At 53.4% G+C, this 3,208-nt stretch carries 1 tRNA gene and 2 rRNA genes (1 of these 3 only partly in view); all 3 read left to right on the plus strand.

What is annotated here, in order from left to right:
* A 23S ribosomal RNA gene (locus ACR0AD_RS20885) occupies positions 1-2,799 on the plus strand; it begins 46 nt to the left of the window's first position.
* 165 nt (positions 2,800-2,964) lie between these two features.
* A 5S ribosomal RNA gene (rrf, locus tag ACR0AD_RS20890) occupies positions 2,965-3,079 on the plus strand.
* A 52-nt stretch (positions 3,080-3,131) separates the two neighbouring features.
* Positions 3,132-3,208, plus strand: a tRNA-Met gene (locus tag ACR0AD_RS20895).

A 3,208-nucleotide genomic window follows, 5' to 3' on the forward strand; every position in this document is an offset into this window, starting at 1 on the left:
GCGATGAAAGACGTGATACTCTGCGATAAGCCATGGGGAGCTGAGAATAAGCTTTGATCCATGGATTTCTGAATGGGGCAACCCACCTGAATGTTTGTTATTGTTGGCACAGCTGATCAATAATGAGCATGACCAGGTACTTAAGACCTGAATACATAGGGTTTTAAGAGCAAACCCGGGGAACTGAAACATCTAAGTACCCGGAGGAAAGGAAATCAATTGATACTCCCCTAGTAGTGGCGAGCGAACGGGGACCAGCCGAGCCGTGAGTGTGAATAGAACCTGTTGGGAAGCAGGACCATAGAGGGTGACAGTCCCGTATATGAAGCATGATCGGACGTATTAAGTAGGGCGGAACACGTGAAATTCTGTCTGAAGATCGGAGGACCACCTTCGAAGGCTAAGTACTCCTTGCTGACCGATAGCGAACCAGTACCGTGAGGGAAAGGTGAAAAGCACCCCGACGAGGGGAGTGAAACAGTACCTGAAACCGAACGCCTACAATCAGTCGGAGCCTCCTTGCGGGGTGACGGCGTACCTTTTGTATAATGGGTCATCGACTTGGTCTCACGAGCAAGCTTAAGCCGTTAGGTGTAGGCGTAGCGAAAGCGAGTCTTAATAGGGCGAATGAGTTCGTGGGATCAGACCCGAAACCGAGTGATCTAGGCATGGCCAGGTTGAAGGTAAGGTAACACTTACTGGAGGACCGAACCCACATCCGTTGAAAAGGATCGGGATGAGCTGTGCCTAGGGGTGAAAGGCCAATCAAACTCGGAGATAGCTGGTTCTCTGCGAAATCTATTTAGGTAGAGCGTCATCCGAATACCCCGGGGGGTAGAGCACTGGATGGGTAATGGGGCCCCACAGGCTTACTGATCCTAACCAAACTCCGAATACCCGGGAGTACTAGATGGCAGACACACTGCGGATGCTAACGTCCGTAGTGGAGAGGGAAACAACCCTGACCTACAGCTAAGGCCCCCAATTCATGGCTAAGTGGGAAAGCAGGTGGGACGACCAAAACAACCAGGAGGTTGGCTTAGAAGCAGCCATCCTTTAAAGATAGCGTAACAGCTCACTGGTCTAAACAAGTTGTCCTGCGGCGAAGATGTAACGGGGCTCAAGCCATGAGCCGAAGCTTAGGATGCCGTAAGGCATGGTAGCAGAGCGTAGTGTGACATAGAACTCATCCGTATTTGCATCTGTGTTGTGTAACAGCAGCGGGATGTAATGACGGATCGAGTTCTTTCGATGAAGCCGGCCTGTGAGGGATCCGGTGGAGAGATCACTAGTGAGAATGATGACATGAGTAGCGACAAAGAGTGTGAGAGACACTCTCGCCGAAAGTCCAAGGGTTCCTGCTTAAAGCTAATCTGAGCAGGGTAAGCCGGCCCCTAAGCCGAGGCCGAAAGGCGTAGGCGATGGGAACTAGGTTAATATTCCTAGGCCAGGAGGATGTGACGGATCACAGGTGTAGTTCAATCTTATCGGATTGATTGGGCTGCTGAGTGGTTCCTGGAAATAGCCCTCCATCAGACCGTACCCTAAACCGACACAGGTGGACTGGTAGAGCATACCAAGGCGCTTGAGAGAACGATGTTGAAGGAACTCGGCAAAATACCTCCGTAAGTTCGCGAGAAGGAGGCCCGGTTCCTAGGCAACTAGGGGCTGGGGGCACAAACCAGGGGGTGGCGACTGTTTATTAAAAACACAGGGCTCTGCGAAGTCGCAAGACGACGTATAGGGTCTGACGCCTGCCCGGTGCCTGAAGGTTAAAAGGAGAGGTGAGAGCCTTGAATTGAAGCCCAGGTAAACGGCGGCCGTAACTATAACGGTCCTAAGGTAGCGAAATTCCTTGTCGGGTAAGTTCCGACCTGCACGAATGGCGTAACGACTTCCCCGCTGTCTCCAACATCGACTCAGCGAAATTGAATTGCCTGTCAAGATGCAGGCTTCCCGCGGTTAGACGGAAAGACCCCGTGCACCTTTACTACAGCTTCGCACTGGCATCAGGATTGTGATGTGCAGGATAGGTGGTAGGCTTTGAAGCGGAAACGCAAGTATCCGTGGAGCCTCCCTTGAGATACCACCCTTCGCACTCTTGATGTCTAACCGCGGTCCGTTATCCGGATCCGGGACCCTGCGTGGCGGGTAGTTTGACTGGGGCGGTCGCCTCCTAAAGCGTAACGGAGGCGCGCGAAGGTTGGCTCAGAGCGGTCGGAAATCGCTCGTTGAGTGCAATGGCAGAAGCCAGCCTGACTGCAAGACTGACAAGTCGAGCAGAGTCGAAAGACGGCCATAGTGATCCGGTGGTCCCGAGTGGAAGGGCCATCGCTCAACGGATAAAAGGTACGCCGGGGATAACAGGCTGATACTGCCCAAGAGTCCATATCGACGGCAGTGTTTGGCACCTCGATGTCGGCTCATCTCATCCTGGGGCTGGAGCAGGTCCCAAGGGTACGGCTGTTCGCCGTTTAAAGAGGTACGTGAGCTGGGTTTAGAACGTCGTGAGACAGTTCGGTCCCTATCTGCCGTGGGTGTAGGAGACTTGAGAGGAGTTGCCCCTAGTACGAGAGGACCGGGGTGAACGATCCACTGGTGGACCAGTTGTCGTGCCAACGGCAGTGCTGGGTAGCTATGATCGGACAGGATAACCGCTGAAGGCATCTAAGCGGGAAGCCCCCCTCAAAACAAGGTCTCCCTGAGGGCCGTGGAAGACCACCACGTCAATAGGCCGGAGATGTAAGCGCAGTAATGCGTTCAGTTGACCGGTACTAATCGCCCGATAGGCTTGATTTGATCCAGTAATGGAAAGACAAATCAAAGACATACACACCCTGAGTTGGACAACGTTGATCTGATTAACACAACCGTGCAGGACCGCGCATCCGCTTCGCGAATACGCTGCCTCCTGCCCGTCGCTTTTTTGCTCCGCAAAAACAGCGACGTGGGGATTTTCCTCGGTTTGGTGGTCATAGCGCAAGTGAAACACCCGGTCCCATCCCGAACCCGGAAGTTAAGCACTGCCGCGCCAATGGTACTTGGGCTTAAGCCCCGGGAGAGTAGGTCACCGCCAAACCTAGCAAAATCCCCAAATCTCTCTAAAACGATGAAAACAAATCTGACTCTGACGCGGGATGGAGCAGCCCGGTAGCTCGTCAGGCTCATAACCTGAAGGTCGCAGGTTCAAATCCTGCTCCCGCAACCA

The sequence above is a fragment of the Ruegeria sp. BH8 genome, assembly GCF_056538065.1.